Source organism: Haematobacter genomosp. 1, assembly GCF_002196855.1.
GTDB lineage: Bacteria > Pseudomonadota > Alphaproteobacteria > Rhodobacterales > Rhodobacteraceae > Haematobacter.
In genome coordinates, this window is the sequence record NZ_NIPW01000028.1 from 57,020 (window position 1) to 73,083 (window position 16,064).

Here is a 16,064-nt window from a genome sequence, read left to right on the forward strand (position 1 = left end):
ATAATCCGAGCCGCCGATGTTCAGCTTCTGCGCCGATCCCGCCACACTCGACGGCCTTCAATGGTATGCGTGCTACCTGACATCGGGCAAGCACCTGCTGTTCTACCGCTCCTTTCTGGTGGTGATCGCGCTTCTTCTCATCACCGCGCCGCTGGCGCTCGCGCTCGGCTTTGCCGGAGCGGTTGCCGCGCGGTCGAATTTCGCGCCGGTGAGCCTCATCGGCAAAGGCTACAGCGCCATGGTGCGCGGTGTGCCGGATATCGTGTTCTTCCTGTTCGTGCCGCTGATGATCGACCAGGGGCTCGAATGGATGCGTCACAAGATCAAATGCCCCGACTGGACCGAGCCCGTCCGGCGCGGGTCGGACTTCATCGTCTGCCCGGAGGCAAAGCTGCCGCTCGCCTCGTCGCCGCCGTGGATCCATGAGACCTACGGGTTCACGCTGGCGGTCGTTGCCTTCGCCATCGTCTTCGGGGCCTTCGCCGCCAATGTGATCTATGGCGCGATGAATTCCGTGCCCAGGGCGCAGCTGGAAACGGGCGAAGCCTACGGGATGAGCCACGGCCAGATCTTCCGCCGCATCCTTGTGCCGCAGATGTGGACCTACGCGATTCCGGGCCTGTCCAACCTGTGGATGATCCTCATCAAGGCCACGCCGCTCCTGTTCCTGCTGGGGGTTCAGGACATCGTCTATTGGGCGCGCGAACTCGGTGCCTCCAAGACCTCGCATTTCGACTATCCGCATGGCGACTGGCGGCTGTGGTACTTTCTCGTCCTGCTCGCCTGGTATCTCCTGCTGACATGGGTGAGCGAGCGGGTTCTCGCCCGTTACACACGCAGGCTAGCGCTGGGGCAGGCCACGCTCGCGGGTGAACAGATCAGGAGAGCGGCATGACCTGCGGCGAGGCGTTTCAGCTCTATGGCCTCCGCGCGCTGGGGTTCGGGGAGCGGCGGCTCCCGACGGGAGAGATCGGGCTTTGCGAGCAGGTGGTCCTCATCGGTTCCGGCCTGCTGTGGAACATCTATTTCGCGGCGCTCGCCCTGCTGATCGGGTTCTTCCTCGCCACCGGTCTTGCGCTTGCCAAGGCCAGCCCCCGGCGCTGGCTGTCGAAACCGGCGGATCTCTTCATCTTCCTGTTCCGCGGGTCTCCGCTCTTCATCCAGTTCTTCTTTGCCTACGAACTGTTCATGCTGCTGCCCAAGGTGGGCGTGGACATCCCGCTCGGTTTCACCACGCTCACCGTTGAAACGCGCTGGCTCACGCGGGCATGGCTTGGCGCGCTGATCGTGCTGTGTCTGAACACGGCCGCCTATTCGGGGCAGATCTTCTACGGCGCGCTGATGGCGGTTCCGAAAGGCGATATCGAGGCCGCGGATGCGTATGGCTTCTCCAGCCGCCAGAAATTCACGCGCATCGTGTGGCCGACCATGCTGCGCCTCGCCTGGCCCGCCTATACGAACGAGGCGATCTTCCTGCTCCATGCCACGACGCTCATCTTTTTTTCCGCCTTCCCGGCGTGGCAGCAATCCGGCGACAGTCTCTATTATGCGAGCTACTTCGTTTCGAGAACCTTCAACCCGTTCGTGGCCTATCCGCTGGTCGGGCTTTACTTCATTGTGCTGACCCTGCTGGTGATCGGGCTTTTCGGGCTGGTGAACCGGCGGCTCAACCGGCATGTTCCAAGGACGGCGCGGCGAAAACTGAGATTCAGGCCGCAATACGTCAGGTAAAGAATGCACGATTGGCTGCGCGAACACCCCGAAGTCAGAACCATCCGCGTAGCGGCGGCGGACCTCAACGGACAGGCGCGGGGCAAGCGCATTCCCCGCCGCTTCGCCGACCGTATCGCCGAGGACGGGACGCGCTTCCCCCTCTCGGTCCTGTCGCTGGATGTGTGGGGGGAGGATGTCGAGAACAGCCCGCTTGTCTTTGACGAGGGCGATCCCGATGGCATCCTGCTGCCGACTGACCGTGGCTTCATGCCGATGCCATGGCTGGAAGCGCCGACCGCCCTTCTGCCGCTATGGATGTTCCGCGAGGATGGCCGGCCCTACGACGGGGATCCCCGCCATGCGCTGGCCTCCGTGCTCAAGCGCTATGCGGCGGACGGGCTGCGTCCGGTGGTGGCGACCGAGCTGGAGTTCTACCTGATAGACGATTCCGGCAAGCGCCCCCAGATGCCCAAATCGCCGCGCTCCGGCAAGCGGCGGATCGGGGCGGAGACGCTTGCCCTTCGTGCGCTGGACGCCTTCGACCGCTTCTTCACCGATCTCTACGATGCCTGCGAGGAGATGGACATTCCCGCCGACACCGCCATTTCGGAAGCCGGTCTGGGCCAGTTCGAGATCAACCTCATGCATCAGTCCGACGCGCTGAAGGCCGCGGACGATACGTGGCTGTTCAAGCTGCTGGTCAAAGGCCTTGCCCGGCGACACGGTTTCGCGGCGAGCTTCATGGCCAAGCCTTATGAGGATTATGCGGGCAACGGAATGCACATGCATTTCTCCGTGCTGGACCGGCAGGGGCGCAACATCTTCGACAACGGCGGGCCGGAGGGCACCGCTGCCCTGAAAAGCGCCGTCGCCGGATGCCTTGCCGCGCTGCATGATTCGACGCTCGTGTTCGCACCCCATGCCAACAGTTTCGACCGACTGGTTCCCGGCGCCCATGCGCCGACAGCGATAAGCTGGGCCTATGAGAACCGGACCACCGCGATCCGCATTCCCTCCGGCAAGCCGGTCGCGCGCCGGATAGAGCATCGCGTGGCGGGTGGCGACGTGAACCCCTACCTGATGATCGCGGGGGTTCTCGGCTCCGCTCTCATCGGCATCGAGGATGGGCTGACCCCGCCGCCACCGCTCCTTGGCAACGCCTATGACAGCGCATCGCCCCGCCTGCCGACATCGTGGGAAGAGGCGATCGACGATTTCGAAACCTCTCCGCTGGTCGCGCGAATCTTTCCGCAGGAACTGATCCGCAACTACGTGCTGACCAAGCGGCAGGAGGTGCGCTACATGGCGGAACTCGGGCCCGACGAGCAGATGGATCTCTATCTCGACACGGTGTGAGCCGCTTGCCGACGGCGGCGGGCGGGGATAGCCTTGGGCCATTCCATCGAGGACTCCCATGCTCATCGGCATCCTGCAGACCGGCGACGCGCCCGACGCCATTCAGCCCGCCTCCGGCAACTACCCCGACATGTTCGAGCGTCTGCTCGCAGGCCGGGGGTTCGACTTCCGCACCTGGCGCGTGCTGGACATGCAATTTCCGGCCTCCCCCCGCGACGCGGATGGCTGGATCATCACCGGCTCCCGCTTCGGCGTCTATGAGGACCACCCCTTCATCGCGCCGCTCGAAGCCTTCATCCGCGCCGTGAAGGAGGCGCATGTGCCGATGGTCGGCATCTGTTTCGGACACCAGATCATCGCGCAGGCGCTTGGCGGACGGGTGGAGAAATTCTCCGGCGGCTGGTCGGTCGGGCCGCAGGATTACGACTTCGGCGGCAGGACCGTCACTCTCAACGCTTGGCATCAGGATCAGGTGGTCGAGCGGCCGGAGGGAGCGCGGGTCGTCGGCTCCTCCGGTTTCTGCGACAATGCCGCGCTGGCCTATGGTGACGATATCCTTACGGTGCAGGCACATCCTGAGTTCGACAGCACGGTGACGCAGGGCCTCATCGACCATCGGAGCGGCAGCGTGCCGGACGACAGGGTCTCCGCAGCCCTTACCCGCCTGACGGAGGATGATGCCGATACACAGGGCGGCTCCGCCCTCCTCGCTGACCGGATCGCCGATTTTCTTACGCAGAGGGCCCATGTCTGACTGGACCGAAAAGCTCCCCGAAGCCGCGCAACGCTACATCCAGGGCCGCCGTGTGGATGAAGTGGAATGCATCGTCTCCGACATTGCAGGCGTCGCCCGCGGCAAGGCGATGCCCGCGTTCAAGTTCGCCAAGCAGACATCCTTCTTCCTGCCGAATTCGATCTTTCTCCAGACGATCACCGGGGATTGGGCCGACAATCCGACAGGCGCCTTCACCGAGCCCGACATGATCATGGCGCCTGATTTCTCGACCGCCACCGCGGCGCCCTGGACGGCCGATGTCACGCTTCAGGTGATCCATGACGCCATCGACCAGACGGGGGAACCGGTGGCCGCCGCGCCCCGCAACGTGTTGAAACGCGTCCTGCATCTCTACAAGGAAAAGGGCTGGACGCCGATCGTCGCGCCGGAGATGGAATTCTTCCTCGTCGCGCGCAACATCGACCCGAACATGCCGGTGCAGCCGCCGATGGGCCGGTCGGGCCGTCGTGCGGCGGCCAAGCAGGCGTATTCCATGTCCGCGGTCGATGAGTACGGTCCGGTCATCGACGATATCTACGATTTCGCCGAGGCGCAGGGGTTCGAGATCGACGGCATCCTTCAGGAAGGCGGCGCGGGTCAGGTGGAGATCAACCTCGCCCATGGCGACCCGGTGCGGCTGGCCGACGAGATCTTCTACTTCAAGCGCCTGATCCGGGAAGCCGCGCTCCGCCACGACTGTTTTGCGACCTTCATGGCCAAGCCCATCGAGGGCGAGCCGGGTTCTGCCATGCATATCCACCATTCGGTGGTGGATACGGCAACGGGCCAGAACATCTTTTCCGACGCAAAGGGCGCAGAGACGCAGGCATTCCTGCATTTCATCGCGGGGATGCAGAATCACCTGCCCGCGGTCATCGCGCTGCTGGCGCCTTATGTGAACAGCTACCGGCGTTATGTCCCGGATTTCGCGGCACCCATCAACCTCGAATGGGGGCGCGACAACCGGACGACGGGATTGCGCGTGCCGATTTCCGAACCCTCCGGGCGGCGGATCGAGAACCGGCTGGCGGGTATGGACTGCAACCCCTATCTCGGGCTGGCCGCATCGCTCGCCTGCGGCTATCTGGGTCTGCTGGAACAGAAGATGCCGCGTCCCGAATGTCTGGGCGATGCCTATATGTCCGCCGACGAGTTGCCCTACAACCTCGGCGATGCGCTCGACCTGTTCGCGGAGGACGAGGGCGTGCGAGAGGTTCTGGGCCTTGGCTTCTGCTCCGTCTATGACTCGGTCAAGCGCAACGAATACAAGGAGTTCCTTCAGGTTATCAGCCCGTGGGAGCGGGAGCACCTGCTGCTCAACGTATGAACCTTCTCACCGCCAACGACCGTCAGGGATCCTTCCCCGCCAGCTATTACGCCGCGACGGCCACGGAGCGGGAAGCCGCGCCTCCGCTTCAAGGCTCGCATCGGGCCGATGTCTGCGTCGTGGGCGGAGGCTATACGGGTCTGTCGGCGGCGCTGCATCTGGCCGAGCGGGGCTATTCTGTCGTGCTGCTGGAGGCGCATCGCGCGGGCTTCGGTGCTTCGGGGCGGAACGGGGGACAGGTCGGCTCCGGCCAGCGGCTGGAACAGGACGAGCTTGAACGCCGCATGGGTCGGGACGATGCCCACCGGCTCTGGGCCATCGCGGAGGAGGCGAAAGCGCTGGTCCGCGACCTTATCGCCCGTCATGCGATGCCCATCCGTTTCCATTCCGGCGTTGCCCATGCCTGCCGGACGGAAGCCGAAGTTCGCCATTCCCGCACCATGGCGGAAAAGCTCGCCCACGAATATGGCTACGATCAGGTGGAACCGCTGGACCATGCGGGCATCCGGGCGCTGATCGGCTCCGAGGATTATGTCGGCGGCGACATCGACCGTGGCGCGGGCCATATCCACCCGCTGAACTTCGCCATCGGGCTGGCGCGGGCCGCAGAAGCCGCGGGCGTCACCCTCCACGAGAATACCCTCGTCACCGGGATCACCCGCGGGCAGACGACGCGCGTTGTCACGGCAAGCGGCAGCGTTACGGCGGATCACGTCATCGTCGCCTGCAATGGCTATCTCGGCGATCTGGTGCCGGAGGTCGCGGCGCGGGTCATGCCGATCAACAATTTCATCGTTGCGACTGAACCGCTGGGGGATGCGGCACGCGATATTCTGGCCGAACCGGTCGCCGTTGCCGACACCCGCTTCGTGGTGAACTACTGGCGGCTGTCGGAGGACAACCGGCTGCTGTTCGGCGGGGGGGAGAGCTTCGGCTACCGCTTTCCCGATGTGATCGCCACGGTGCGGAAACCCATGCTCCGGGTCTATCCGCAGCTCCGCGACGTGCGGATAGATTACGCCTGGGGTGGAACGCTGGCCATCACGATGACGCGCCTGCCCTGTTTTCTCCGGCTCGGGCCGAACCTGCTGTCCGCCTCGGGGTATTCCGGGCATGGCGTCGCCATGGCGACGCTCGCCGGGCGGATCATGGCAGAGGCGGTGGCCGGTCAGGCGGAACGGTTCGACCTGATGGCGCGCCTGCCCACGCCCCGCTTTCCCGGTGGTGCGGCGTTGCGCCATCCTCTCCTCGTGCTGGCGATGACCTGGTACGGCTTGCGCGACCGGCTGGGAGTCTGAGCCGCTGTTGAAGAAACGTGGCGCAGGGGCTAGCTTTCAGGCGAGCCAAGGAAAGGACCGTGCGATGCGTGACGATGTGCCGAACAGCTGGGAAGCCCGGGCGGAGGAATACAGCCTCTACGGTTTCACCGACCTGCCCTCCGTCCATAAACGGGGCACGGTCGTCCTCACGCATGGCGAGGGGCCTTATATCGTCGATACCCACGGCAAGCGGTATCTCGACGCCAATTCCGGCCTGTGGAACATGGTGGCAGGCTTCGACCATCCGGGGCTGATCGCCGCCGGGCAGGAGCAGTTCGCCCGTTTCCCGGGCTACCACGCCTTCTTCGGGCGCATGTCGGACCAGACGGTCATGCTGTCGGAGCGGCTGGTCGATGTCTCCCCCTTCCCGCGCGGCAAGGTGTTCTACACCAACTCCGGGTCGGAGGCGAATGACACCATGGTCAAGATGCTCTGGTTCCTCGCCCAATCGGAGGGCAAGCCGGAGCGGCGTAAGATTCTGACACGGGTGAATGCCTATCATGGCGTGACAGCAGTCTCGGCCTCCATGACCGGCAAGCCCTACAACTCCGTCTTCGGGTTGCCGCTGCCGGGGTTCATCCATCTCTCCTGCCCGCATTACTGGCGCTTCGGGGAACAGGGCGAGACGGAGGAGCAGTTCACCCAACGCATGGCAAAGGAGCTGGAGGACACGATCCTTGCCGAAGGGCCGGATACCATTGCCGGGTTCTTTGCCGAGCCGGTTCAGGGCGCGGGCGGGGTGATTCCCCCCTCCAAAGGCTATTTCCAGGCGGTGCAGCCGATCCTGAAGAAATACGGCATTCCGCTCATCTCCGATGAGGTCATTTGCGGTTTCGGCCGGACAGGCAATACCTGGGGGTGTGAGACCTACGACTTCGTGCCGGATGCCATCATTTCCTCAAAGGCGCTGACGGCGGGATATTTCCCGATGGGCGCGATCATCCTCGGCCCGGATCTTGCCGATCGGATGCAGGCCGCTTCCGAAGCGATCGAGGAATTTCCGCACGGTTTCACCGCCTCGGGCCATCCCGTCGGTTGTGCGGTAGCGCTGAAGGCCATCGACATCATCATGAACGAAGGGCTGGCGGATCGCGCGCGTGAACTGACGCCGCGCTTCGAGGCCGGGCTTGCCCGGTTGGCGGAAAACCCGAACATCGGCGAATGGCGGGGCAAGGGTCTGATGGGCGCACTGGAGGCGGTCAAGGACAAGGCCACCAAGACGCCGTTTGACGGCAAACTCTCGGTCTCCGAGCGGATCGCCAATACCTGCACGGATCATGGGCTGATCTGTCGGCCGCTGGGACAGTCCATCGTTCTCTGCCCTCCGTTCATCATGACAGAGACTCAGATGGATGAGATGTTCGAAAAACTGGAAGCCGCGCTGAAACAGGTCTTTGCGGAAGTCGCCTGACCGGCGATTGCGGCCCGCCCGGAACGGGGCGGGCTGCCAGCCTCACTTCCGGCCGGAAAGCCGCTCCTGAAGTTCGGCAAGCTGACGCTTGATGTCCGCCAGTTCGGAGGAAGTCGAAACCGGCTCCTCCTCCTTGGTCGTGGGGGGGGCCCATCCCCGCATGAGCGTCTTCAGAAACGCCTGCTGTTGGCGCTGCATAGCCTCGAACCCCGGCATGGCCGACATCGGATTGGGATAGGTGGTCAACCCTTCCATCATCCGGCTCGGCCCCTCACGCAGCATGTCGAAGGACATGGCGAGGAATTGCGGCACGACGCTCTGTGCCTGAGTGGTGTAACTGCGCACCAGATCGGTGAGCACCGTCAGGGGCAGGACATTCTCACCCCGGCTCTCATGCTCGGCGATGATCTGGAGCAGATACTGGCGCGTGAGATCATCGCCGGACTTCAGGTCAACGATCTTCACTTCGCGCCCGTCACGGATGAACCGCGCGATATCCTCCAGCGTTACGTAATCGCTGGTTTCGGTATTGTAGAGCCTGCGGCTTGCATACCGCTTGATCAGCAGCGGCTTCTCGTTCTCTGCCACCTTCCATCCCCCCCGTCACTTGTCAGATGGAATCTAGGCCAGAGATTTCCAAAAAGAAACCTGCCTCGTTCCTCCCACAAAGAAAAAGGACGGGCCATGGCCCGTCCTTACTTAACAGATTGTCAAACCGATCAGGATTTGACAGCCGTCGGTGCCACTTTCGAAGCGCGGGCAGCAGCAGCCGTAGCTTCGCTGGTCGCCTTTTTCACCGCGGCGGTCGCGTCTTCCGAAATGTCCTTGCCAGCGGCAAGCATCAGCTCGACAGTTTCCATCTGCACTTTCTTCGCCACTTCGGCAAAGGCCGCCAGATTTTCGGCAGCCATTTCCGCCGAGGAAGAAGCGAACTCTGACAGCGCCTTGGAGTAATCACCCGGCTCTTCCTTCACGCGGGCGAGTTCGCCGACCTTCGCGATCGATTCCTTCGTCCAGCGGCTGGAGATCTCCGTCGATTTCTCTGCAGCTTCGAGCACGACTTTCGTCATCCGCTCGCCCAGAGCAGCCTGGGTCTTGAATGCTTCCTGGAACGCATGGGCGTCCACCGGAAATGCCGACATCATATCCTGCACCATCTTGGTGAAATCCTGAGTTTTAGCCATTTTTCCCTCCACAAATACTATGCTGCGCGCTGAGCCAAAGGTATGTTCTGCACCGCGGCATTTCAAGATTTTTTTCGCTGCGGTGCAGAAAATTTAAAAGGCCGGTATGTCAGGGAGTTATTGGCCTGCGGATACCTTGGCGCGCACGTATTCCCCTGGCGCATCACCAAGGACAGGATGGTTGCCCGTTCCCGGCAAGCGGGCAGCCACGTCCGCTCCGGCACGCTGACGAAGCCAGCCTTCCCAGCTCGGCCACCAGCTCCCGGAATGGCGCTGCGCGGAAGAGCGCCACTCCTCCGAAGCGCCCTCCGGTGCCGTCCCGAGGTAATGCCCGTACTTGTCCTTGCCAGGTGGATTGATGACCCCGGCGACATGGCCCGATTCCGCAAGCACAAAGGTCTTGTCCCCGCTTCCCATGCGGGAGATGCCCGCGAAGCTGGCCTTCCAGGCCGCGATGTGATCCGCTTCACAGGCCACGGCGCACAGGGGCACGGTTACGTCGGATAGGGTCAGAACCTCTCCGCAAAGGCGGATGCCCTCCTCAGCGAATCGGTTCTCCTGACAGAGCCAGCGCAGGTATTCCGTCGCCATTCGAGCAGGCAGATTTGTCGAGTCTCCGTTCCAGTACAGCAGATCAAACGCCGGAGGCGCATCGCCCATCATGTAGCTACGGATCGCCGGGCCATAGACCAGATCATTTGCCCGCAGATAGGAAAAGGTCTTGGCCATGAAATAGGCGGCCAGATACCCCTTCTCATACGCCTGCCGTTCGATGGCATCGACAAAATCGTCGGACAGAAAGGCCGTGAACTCCCCCTGATCGGAGAAATCCGTGAGCGTCGTCAGGAAAGAGGCCGACTTCACCGGATTCAGGCCCCGCTTGCGGAGCAATGCCAGCGTCAGCGCCAGGGTCGTGCCAGCAATACAATAACCGACCGCATTCACCTGTTCTTCACCGGTGATGTCGCGCACGGTTTCGATCGCTCTCAGGAAGCCTTCCTCGATGTAAGTATCGAGACCGGCATCCGCGAGCGACTCGTCCGGGTTGACCCAGCTTACGACGAAAACCGTGTATCCCTGCCCCACCACCCAACGGATGAAGGAGTTCTGCGGCTTGAGGTCAAGAATGTAGTATTTGTTGATCCACGGCGGAAAGATGATGAGAGGAAGCTGCTTCACCGTCTCCGTCTTCGGCGAATACTGGATGAGCTCGAAAAGCCGATTGCGGAAGACGATGGAGCCCTCGGTGGTGGCAAGGTTTTCGCCCACCTGAAAAGCCCGCCGGTCCGCCAGCGTCACCAGAAGCTCCCCCTCGTTCGCCTCCAGATCGGCGACGAGATTTTCCATTCCCTTGACGATCGATTCCCCATCCGTCGCGACCGCCCGCTCCAGCGCGTCGGGGTTGGTGCCGAAGAAATTCGTAGGCGACCACATGTCGAGCATCTGCCGCGTGAAGAAATCGACCCTCTGCCGCTCCTTTTCGTCAAGCTGCATGTCGGCCACGGCCTGATGCGCTGCTTCCACCGAAAGCAGATACTGCTGCTTTACGTAATTGAAGAACGGATGGCTGTCCCAGAGGGGGTTGGCAAAGCGCCGGTCGCGCGGCCCGCGATCATCGGGTGGCGTGAGGCGACCGGTGTTCAGTGCCTGCTGCGCATCCATGTAGTGACGGACGGCCTTGCCCCAGTAGCCGATCTGATGTTCGAGGATCCGGCCGGGATTTTGCATCATCTCCGCCATGTAACCCGTGGCGGCCTTCATGAAGAGATCGCCACCCGGGCCGGAGAGTCCGGGATCCATCGGCTTGCGGCGGGCGAGTGCCGCGATCATTCGCTGACGAAGCTCCTCCACCCGCGCGAGGCTTTCGTTCATGCGTTCGAGATGGTCCGCTGGTGTCAGTTCCGGCGGGGGTTCCGTTACGTCACCCCCCCCCGTCGCCTTGCCGGTCCGCGAACGACCACGCGTTCCCGTTGTCATCTCCCTGGCTCCCCCCTAGACTTATAAGAAGCATAGCGTCGCCCAAACTGGGGGGGAAGCGACGAATTGCCCCAGGCTGCACTTGGCAGGAGAGCGCGATGATCAAGACAATGACCGGCTATGACATGATGGAAACCTTGCGCAACACCAGCGAGTGGCTGGGCGCAACGGCCCGCGCCATGGCAAGCTACCCCGCCCTCGCCCCCATCCCGAACCCCGCGCTCGCCCTGATGGCGGCCTGGGGAGAGGTGGCGGAGCGGAGCTTCTCCCGGATGGTCGTAAAGCCGGACTGGGGAATTCGCACCGTCACGGGCGGGGATGGCACCGATCTGGTGGTGGAAACAACCGTCGTCGCGCGGCGACCGTTCTGCGACCTCGTCCATTTTCAGGTCGAGGGACGGGAGCGGATGGCACGGCGCGTGCTTCTCGTCGCGCCGATGTCCGGCCACTACGCGACGCTGTGCCGCTCAACCGTGGCGAGCCTGCTGCCCGACTGCGAGGTCTATGTCACCGACTGGCGCAATGCCCGCGACATTCCCGTGTCCGAGGGCAAGTTCGACGTTGAGGATTTCACCCTCACGCTCGTGGACTTCATCCGCCATCTCGGGCCGGATATTCATGTGATCGCCATCTGCCAGCCCGCCCCGCTGACGCTTGTCGCAGGGGCCTGGCTCGCGCAGCACGAGCCGGAGGCCCAGCCGCAGTCCATGACGCTCATCGGCGGGCCGATCGATCCGGCGGCAAAACCGACCGAAGTGACCGATTTCGGCGACAGCGTCACCATGGGCCAGCTCGAGCGGTTGTTCATAGAACGTGTCGGCTTCAAATATCCGGGCGTGGGGCGGCTGGTCTATCCCGGGCTGCTTCAGCTCTCCTCCTTCATCGCGATGAACCGGGAACGTCATACGGAGGCGTTCACGAACCAGATCCTCGCCGTCGCACAGGGCACCGCTGGCGACCACGATCAGCACAATCGGTTCTACGACGAATATCTTGCGGTCATGGACATGACGGCGGAATTCTACCTTTCCACGGTGGAGCGCATCTTCAAGGATCGTGAGGTGGCGCGGAATGTCTTCACCATCGAAGGCGAACACGTGGATATCGGCAAGATCGACAGGACAGCGGTCATCGTCGTCGAAGGAGAGAAGGACGACATCTCCGCCCCCGGCCAGTGCAAGGCCGCGCTCGACCTGCTCACCGGCCTGCCAGAGGAGATGAAGGGTTATTATCTGGAGCCGAATGCCGGCCATTATGGCATCTTCGCAGGCTCCTCCTGGCGCAAGAACATCCGCCCCTATGTGCTTGATTTTCTGGATCGCGCTGGCAAGCCGCAGGATGCAAAGCCAAAGGCTGCACCGCGCCGCAAGGCAAGCGTGGTTTCCCCCTCCGCCGGCAGTGGTGTGGCGCCGGACACGGTTCCGGTCTGAGAGGATCAATGGATTGCCTGGCGGTATGTTGAGCCCGGCATCCTCCTACCCGAGCACCTCGCCTATGGACGCCGTGATGAGGGCGAGGCATTCCGGCGTCGAAAACCGGTGATCGGCATCCTTGACCAGCGTCAGCCGGATGTCCCCGCCCTTGGCGTGTTCAAGCACCCGCATCCCCCGCTCCCACGGCACGGTTTCATCGCCTGTCCCATGCAGGAGACGGACGGGAAACGGCAGCGGCAGCGGGCTTCGGAGGATCAGCCGATCCCTGCCATCCTCTATGAACCGGCGGCTGATGCGATAGGGCCCGTCATAGTCGGAGGGCTGCTCGACATAGCCGCGGGCAAGCAGCAGCTCCCGCTCCGCATCGCTCATGCCCCCCCACATGTCATCCTCGGTGAAGTCGGGCGCGGCGGCGATTGTCACCAGCCCCGCCACCCGCTCCGGCATCGACCGCGCCAGCAGGAGCGCGATCCACCCCCCCATGGACGAGCCGACGATGATCTGCGGCCCCTCCGTCAGCTGGTTGATCGCATGGCGCGCATCCTCGAACCAGTCGCCGATCGCGCCTTCCTCGAAGGTGCCGGAGGACTGGCCGTGGCCTGAATAATCAAAGCGCAGGAAGGCACGGCCCTGCGTTTCCGCCCAATCCTGCAGATAGAGCGCCTTCGTCCCCGTCATGTCGGACCGCAGGCCGCCCAGAAACACAACACCCGGCCCGCGACCGGGGATGCGGTTGTAAGCGAGCCTGCGGCCCTCCGGCGTGAGCAGATGATCGGGCATGGCAGCATCCTCCGAAACCTTCCGGGTCGTGATGCCAGCCGCGCCGCCCTGCCGCAAGCTCTCAGGCCGAAACAAGGCCCGCGGCCTCATCCGCCGTGATGACAGAGGCGTAACCAAATGCCAAAGCGGCAAGGAAGGCCGCCTGCACCTCCTCCGCAGACACTTCCCTGCCACGGAACTCCAGCGCGCGTGTGGCGCAGGCGTCTCCCGCGACGGTCACCCGGTAACCAAGATCGGCGGCCGCACGAACGGTTGCGTCGATGCACATGTGCGTCATCGCCCCCACGATCACCAGATGCTCCGCGCGCCAGCCCTCCAGCACTTCATGAAGACCCGTGCTCCGAAAGCTGTTGGGGAAGTTCTTCACGATGATGGCCTCCCCCCGCTCGGGTGCGAGAGCCGGATGGATCTCCGCCCCCGGGGTTCCCGGAGTGAAGAAGGGCGAAGGCTCCCGCGTCGATTCGTGGCGAATATGGATCACGGGCTCCCCTGCTGCGCGAAAGGCGGCGAGAAGACCCGCGCCGCGCGCTGCGGCCTCCTCCACTCCCTCCAGCGGCCAGCGCCCGCCGGGAAAGTAGTCGTTCTGCATGTCGACGATCAGCAAGGCCACTTCGCCCATGATCTCTCCTCCTCTGTTGTCTCCGTCATAGCATGGCAGACGCCTTTCGCCATGCGGTTGACATCCCGCGCAGCGCGGCCCTAGAGAGACGGGACAACCCGCAACCGGGCGTTCCGTGGGCGCCAGACCGACGAGGAGAGCCTTTCATGGCCCAGATTTCCCTGTCCTTTCCCGATGGATCGAAGCGCGACTACCCCGCCGGCACCACGCCGGGCGAGGTCGCGGCCTCCATCTCCAACTCGCTGGCCAAGAAGGCGATCTCGGCCACGGTGAACGGGGCGCATTTCGACCTGCAATGGCCGATCGAGTTCGATGCCGCCATCGAGATCCATACTATGCAGGATCAGGCGCAGGCGCTGGAACTGATCCGGCATGACCTTGCGCATATCATGGCGCGCGCGGTTCAGGAGCTGTGGCCGGAGGTGAAGGTCACCATCGGCCCCGTAATCCAGAACGGCTGGTATTACGACTTCGACCGGGAGGACCCTTTTACCCCGGAAGATCTGGGCGCCATCGAGAAGCGGATGAAGGAGATCATCGCGCTCCGCGACCCGGTGAAGACGGAGGTCTGGGACCGCGCGCGCGCCATCGCCTACTACGAGGAACGCCACGAACCGTTCAAGGTCGAGCTGGTCGAGGCGATCCCGGAAGAGCAGAAGATCCGCATGTACTGGCACGGCCACTGGCAGGACCTCTGCCGCGGCCCGCATCTCCAGAACACCGGGCAGGTGCCGCCGGATGCGTTCAAGCTGATGTCGGTCGCCGGAGCCTACTGGCGCGGTGATTCGAACAACAAGCAGCTCCAGCGAATCTACGGTGTCGCTTTCCGCAACCGCGACGACCTGAAAGCCTATGTCACCATGCTGGAGGAAGCGGCGAAGCGCGACCACCGGCGGCTGGGCAAAGAGATGGACCTGTTCCATCTTCAGGAGGAAGCACCCGGCATGGTGTTCTGGCACCCGAACGGCTGGACGATCTACCGCACGCTGGAAGACTACATGCGCCGCAGGCTGGCCCGTGCGGACTACCGCGAAATTCGCACGCCACAGGTGGTGGACCGTGTGCTGTGGGAGAAATCCGGCCACTGGGAAGCCTACCGCGAGAACATGTTCATCGTCGAGGTGGACGAGGATGAACACAAGGAACGGCGCATCAATGCGCTGAAGCCGATGAACTGCCCCTGCCACGTGCAGGTCTACAATCAGGGCCTGAAGTCCTACCGCGACCTGCCTCTCCGGCTGGCGGAGTTCGGCTCCTGCCACCGGTTCGAGTCTTCGGGTTCGATGCACGGGCTGATGCGGGTGCGCGGCTTCACCCAGGACGACGCGCATATCTTCTGCACCGAGGATCAGATCGAGGCGGAATGCGCGAGCTTCATCGCGCTGCTGGCCTCCGTCTATCGCGACCTCGGCTTCGAGAAGTTCGACATCAAGCTCTCTACCCGGCCGGATGTGCGAATCGGATCAGACGAGACTTGGGACAAGGTGGAGAACGCGCTCGAATCGGCGATCCGGCATGTGGGCGTGCCCTATGTCGTCGATCCGGGCGAAGGCGCGTTCTATGGGCCGAAGCTCGACTTCAAACTGACCGACGCCATCGGGCGGGAGTGGCAGTGCGGCACCTTCCAGGTCGATCCCAACCTGCCCACGCGCCTTGGCGCGGAATACGTGGGCGAGGACGGCGGCAAACACCGTCCCTACATGCTGCACCGCGCGATTCTGGGGTCGTTCGAGCGGTTCATCGGCATCCTGATCGAGAACTACGCGGGCAAGCTGCCGTTCTGGCTTGCACCCCGGCAGGTGGTGGTCGCCTCTATCGTGTCGGATGCCGATGATTATGTAATTGAGATCGTTGAATCTCTCCGCGCTGCCGGACTTCGGGCGGAAGCGGATACCCGCAACGAGAAGATCAATTACAAGGTCCGCGAGCATTCGGTTGGCAAGGTGCCTGTCATTCTGGCCATCGGGATGAAGGAAGTGGAAGAGCGCACGGTCTCCCTCCGTCGTCTGGGCGAGAACCGGAGCGAGTCGCTGGCGCTTGATGCGGCGGTGGAACAACTTGCGAGGGAAGCCCTCGCGCCCGACCTTGCGAGCCCCCCGGCGCAGGGCTAAAAGCCGCGCGCCCAACGACCTTGTGCAGAAACCGTCTTGATTTTGGCGGGGGATGAGTC

General features: G+C 63.3%; 14 protein-coding genes. 9 read left to right on the forward strand and 5 right to left on the reverse strand.

All coding sequences use genetic code 11. The annotated features are described in order from the left end of the window. Positions 1-16: 16 nt before the first annotated feature. The 7 genes from CDV49_RS14570 (at position 17) to CDV49_RS14600 (ending at position 7,901) form a co-directional block, all read left to right on the forward strand. Complete coding sequence (locus CDV49_RS14570) at positions 17-895, forward strand: ABC transporter permease (RefSeq protein WP_088216154.1); 879 nt, start codon at positions 17-19, stop codon at positions 893-895. Continuing rightward, the gene (locus tag CDV49_RS14575) at positions 892-1,731 is read left to right on the forward strand and encodes an ABC transporter permease (RefSeq protein WP_088216155.1); all 840 of its coding nucleotides are present in this window, start codon (positions 892-894) and stop codon (positions 1,729-1,731) included. Before CDV49_RS14570 ends, CDV49_RS14575 begins: the two co-directional genes overlap by 4 nt. A 3-nt stretch (positions 1,732-1,734) precedes the next feature. Next, positions 1,735-3,069, forward strand: coding sequence for a glutamine synthetase family protein (locus CDV49_RS14580; protein ID WP_088216156.1), 1,335 nt, complete (start codon positions 1,735-1,737; stop codon positions 3,067-3,069). A gap of 58 nt (positions 3,070-3,127) precedes the next feature. After that, a complete protein-coding gene (locus CDV49_RS14585; protein WP_088216157.1) occupies positions 3,128-3,823 on the forward strand; it encodes a type 1 glutamine amidotransferase in 696 nt (231 codons plus the stop codon). Beyond that, positions 3,816-5,171, forward strand: coding sequence for a glutamine synthetase family protein (locus tag CDV49_RS14590; RefSeq protein WP_088216158.1), 1,356 nt, complete (start codon positions 3,816-3,818; stop codon positions 5,169-5,171). The genes CDV49_RS14585 and CDV49_RS14590 overlap by 8 nt, the downstream gene beginning before the upstream one ends. Then, a complete protein-coding gene (locus tag CDV49_RS14595; protein ID WP_088216159.1) occupies positions 5,168-6,469 on the forward strand; it encodes an NAD(P)/FAD-dependent oxidoreductase in 1,302 nt (433 codons plus the stop codon). The genes CDV49_RS14590 and CDV49_RS14595 overlap by 4 nt, the downstream gene beginning before the upstream one ends. 64 nt (positions 6,470-6,533) lie before the next feature. Beyond that, positions 6,534-7,901, forward strand: coding sequence for an aminotransferase (locus CDV49_RS14600; protein ID WP_088216160.1), 1,368 nt, complete (start codon positions 6,534-6,536; stop codon positions 7,899-7,901). Between the two features lie 42 nt (positions 7,902-7,943). Here CDV49_RS14600 and phaR read toward each other — a convergent pair whose 3' ends face one another. The 3 genes from phaR to CDV49_RS14615 form a co-directional block, all read right to left on the reverse strand. Beyond that, on the reverse strand, positions 7,944-8,489 hold the full coding sequence (phaR, locus tag CDV49_RS14605) for a polyhydroxyalkanoate synthesis repressor PhaR (RefSeq protein WP_088216161.1): 546 nt from the start codon (positions 8,487-8,489) through the stop codon (positions 7,944-7,946). 131 nt (positions 8,490-8,620) lie between these two features. After that, entirely contained in the window at positions 8,621-9,085 is a 465-nt protein-coding gene (locus tag CDV49_RS14610) for a phasin family protein (protein WP_088216162.1), read from the reverse strand. Positions 9,086-9,202: 117 nt separating this feature from the next. After that, positions 9,203-10,957 carry a PHA/PHB synthase family protein gene (locus CDV49_RS14615; RefSeq protein ID WP_256947363.1) on the reverse strand — a complete coding sequence of 585 codons (1,755 nt, stop codon included), beginning with the start codon at positions 10,955-10,957 and terminating at the stop codon, positions 9,203-9,205. 206 nt (positions 10,958-11,163) lie between these two features. On the opposite strand from CDV49_RS14615, the gene phaZ reads away from it, so the two are divergent. Beyond that, positions 11,164-12,492, forward strand: a complete 1,329-nt coding sequence (gene phaZ / locus CDV49_RS14620) for a polyhydroxyalkanoate depolymerase (RefSeq protein WP_088216267.1) — start codon at positions 11,164-11,166, stop codon at positions 12,490-12,492. Positions 12,493-12,537: 45 nt separating this feature from the next. Here phaZ and CDV49_RS14625 read toward each other — a convergent pair whose 3' ends face one another. Next, the gene (locus CDV49_RS14625) at positions 12,538-13,275 is read right to left on the reverse strand and encodes an alpha/beta hydrolase (RefSeq protein ID WP_088216268.1); all 738 of its coding nucleotides are present in this window, start codon (positions 13,273-13,275) and stop codon (positions 12,538-12,540) included. Positions 13,276-13,336: 61 nt separating this feature from the next. Beyond that, positions 13,337-13,894 carry a cysteine hydrolase family protein gene (locus CDV49_RS14630; RefSeq protein WP_088216164.1) on the reverse strand — a complete coding sequence of 186 codons (558 nt, stop codon included), beginning with the start codon at positions 13,892-13,894 and terminating at the stop codon, positions 13,337-13,339. A gap of 146 nt (positions 13,895-14,040) precedes the next feature. Between CDV49_RS14630 and thrS the strand changes: the two genes are divergently transcribed. Further along, the gene (gene thrS, locus CDV49_RS14635) at positions 14,041-16,005 is read left to right on the forward strand and encodes a threonine--tRNA ligase (RefSeq protein ID WP_088216165.1); all 1,965 of its coding nucleotides are present in this window, start codon (positions 14,041-14,043) and stop codon (positions 16,003-16,005) included. Positions 16,006-16,064: the final 59 nt, after the last annotated feature.

What these genes read in the sequence shown, in the direction of transcription:
- CDV49_RS14630 (WP_088216164.1), bottom strand. Translation starts at nt 13,894, where the DNA reads ATGGGCGAAGTGGCCTTGCTGATCGTCGACATGCAGAACGACTACTTT.
- CDV49_RS14595 (WP_088216159.1), top strand. Translation starts at nt 5,168, where the DNA reads ATGAACCTTCTCACCGCCAACGACCGTCAGGGATCCTTCCCCGCCAGC.
- thrS (WP_088216165.1), top strand. Translation starts at nt 14,041, where the DNA reads ATGGCCCAGATTTCCCTGTCCTTTCCCGATGGATCGAAGCGCGACTAC.
- CDV49_RS14575 (WP_088216155.1), top strand. Translation starts at nt 892, where the DNA reads ATGACCTGCGGCGAGGCGTTTCAGCTCTATGGCCTCCGCGCGCTGGGG.
- CDV49_RS14580 (WP_088216156.1), top strand. Translation starts at nt 1,735, where the DNA reads ATGCACGATTGGCTGCGCGAACACCCCGAAGTCAGAACCATCCGCGTA.
- CDV49_RS14585 (WP_088216157.1), top strand. Translation starts at nt 3,128, where the DNA reads ATGCTCATCGGCATCCTGCAGACCGGCGACGCGCCCGACGCCATTCAG.
- CDV49_RS14590 (WP_088216158.1), top strand. Translation starts at nt 3,816, where the DNA reads ATGTCTGACTGGACCGAAAAGCTCCCCGAAGCCGCGCAACGCTACATC.
- CDV49_RS14615 (WP_256947363.1), bottom strand. Translation starts at nt 10,957, where the DNA reads ATGAACGAAAGCCTCGCGCGGGTGGAGGAGCTTCGTCAGCGAATGATC.
- CDV49_RS14610 (WP_088216162.1), bottom strand. Translation starts at nt 9,085, where the DNA reads ATGGCTAAAACTCAGGATTTCACCAAGATGGTGCAGGATATGATGTCG.
- CDV49_RS14570 (WP_088216154.1), top strand. Translation starts at nt 17, where the DNA reads ATGTTCAGCTTCTGCGCCGATCCCGCCACACTCGACGGCCTTCAATGG.
- CDV49_RS14625 (WP_088216268.1), bottom strand. Translation starts at nt 13,275, where the DNA reads ATGCCCGATCATCTGCTCACGCCGGAGGGCCGCAGGCTCGCTTACAAC.
- CDV49_RS14600 (WP_088216160.1), top strand. Translation starts at nt 6,534, where the DNA reads ATGCGTGACGATGTGCCGAACAGCTGGGAAGCCCGGGCGGAGGAATAC.